This is a genomic window from Mycobacterium sp. E136, from assembly GCF_001666865.1.
In the GTDB taxonomy this organism is placed as follows: domain Bacteria; phylum Actinomycetota; class Actinomycetes; order Mycobacteriales; family Mycobacteriaceae; genus Mycobacterium.
Genome location: NZ_LZJE01000109.1, coordinates 1 through 1,857 on the forward strand (window position 1 = coordinate 1; position 1,857 = coordinate 1,857).

Genomic DNA, 1,857 nt, shown 5'->3' on the forward strand with positions numbered 1-1,857 from the left:
CTCGGCCATCAGCGCCAGCACCTCCCGTTCGCGTGGGGTGAGCCCCGCGAGCCCATCGGGGCTACGCCGGCCGAACAGCTGGCGCACCACCTCCGGGTCCAGTGCCGTGCCCCCGGCCGCGACGCGTCGTACGGCGGCATCGAACTCGGCGATGTCGGTCACCCGATCCTTGAGAAGGTAGCCGACGCCCTCCGGGGTGCCCGCGAGAAGTTCCATCGCATAACGGGTTTCCACCCACTGGGAGAACACCAGCACGCCGGTGTCGGGCTGTGAACGACGCAGCGACACCGCCGCCACCAGTCCCTCGTCGGTGTACGACGGCGGCATACGGATGTCGACGATCGCCACGTCCGGTTTCGAATCGTCCACGGCGCTGAGCAATTCGTCGGCGGTGCTCACCTTGGCAACCACATCGTGACCGCGTTCGAGGAGCAGCTGGGCCAGACCGTCGCGCAGGATGGCGTTGTCCTCGGCGATGACGAGCTTGCTCACTGGTCGATTCCCGGTGGCACGACGGCGGTGACGACGGTCGGGCCGCCGTCGGGGCTGTGGACGGTCAGCCGGCCGTCCAGCATCGCCAGCCGGTCGTTCAGGCCGGTCAGGCCCGAACCGTTGCCGATCTGGACTCCGCCAGACCCGTTGTCGCGCACGGTGATCCGGAGTTCATGCTCGTCGCTGCGAAGCGCCACGGCGGCATGGTCGGCGCCGGAGTGTCGCGACACGTTGGCCAGCAGTTCCGCCACGCAGAAGTACGCCATCGTCTCCACCCCGAGCGAGGGCCGAACGGCGAGGTCTGCCGAGACGTCGACAGGCAACGGGTTGCGCGCGGCCAATGTGCGCACGGCGGACTCGAGGCCCAAATCGAGTGCGGGTGGTCGGATGCCGCGCACGATCTCGCGCAGCTCGGCCAACGTGTCCTTGGTGTTGGCCAGTGCATCGGCAACCAGCGTGCGGCCGCGGTTCACGTCGGCCGAGGCAAAATGTTCCTCCGCGCGGACCAGCGCCATCGCCGTCGTGATGAGCCGCGCCTGGGTGCCGTCGTGCAGGTCACGCTCCACCCGCTGCAGGGTGGCTGCGGATTCGTCGACCACATCGGCGCGGGCGCGCTCCAACTGCCCGACCCGACGGTCGCGGTCGGTGGCGCCCAGAAGTGCGCGGGCCAGCGACACGTCGAGGCGGGTGACGCCGATCATCACCCAGCCCCACACGTAGAGGCCGACAAGTCCGGCGACCGACAGCGCCAGGTACACGGCGAGTGAATCGATCGGCTCGCCGAGTGTCATGAACGGTTCACCGGTCAGCAGGTACACCACCGGCGAGGCGACCGCCGAGGCGCACACCGAGATGCCGATGATTACGGCGTAGCCGACGAGGGTCATGAGCACCGAGTGCAGGGCGACGAACCCGAGGCTGCGCCAGCCGACGGCGTCGGTCAACGCTTCGGCCACCGCACGGACTCTCCCCGGGGACGGGGCGAACGGCGGCGGCGGTTCGATTTCGGCACCGGCGAGGCGGGTCAACGACCGATACAGCCGGTTCCACGCCCGCCCGCTCAGCACGACGACCGCCAGGAGCGGGATGCCGACCAGCGTCACCAGCAGGAGCCCGGATGCCAGACCGGCGGCGAACAGGAACGCCACCCCGACCACCGCCAGCACGCTGGCCAGCACGAAGTACAGGTAGATGCGCCAGGATTCGGGCCGCAGCGGTCGCCGAAGATATGCGAGTGGGGCGGGGAGGTCCGGAGTCGTCACGCATTCCATCGTGACGTGTAGCGGTCATCGGAAGCCATCGTGCTGGCCGGTGAATCGGCGGTGTTGCCAGCCGTACCCTCACACAAAAGGGCGGGTTCGGGAG

2 protein-coding genes are annotated in these 1,857 nt (G+C 69.0%); both read right to left on the minus strand.

The genetic code is table 11. From position 1 onward, the window contains the following. Positions 1-492 (minus strand): response regulator (locus A5698_RS07900; RefSeq protein WP_068295301.1); only part of this gene is annotated, 492 nt, incomplete at its 3' end. Then, positions 489-1,754 carry a sensor histidine kinase gene (locus tag A5698_RS07905; RefSeq protein ID WP_068295304.1) on the minus strand — a complete coding sequence of 422 codons (1,266 nt, stop codon included), beginning with the start codon at positions 1,752-1,754 and terminating at the stop codon, positions 489-491. The genes A5698_RS07900 and A5698_RS07905, both read right to left, overlap by 4 nt. Positions 1,755-1,857 lie beyond the last annotated feature (103 nt).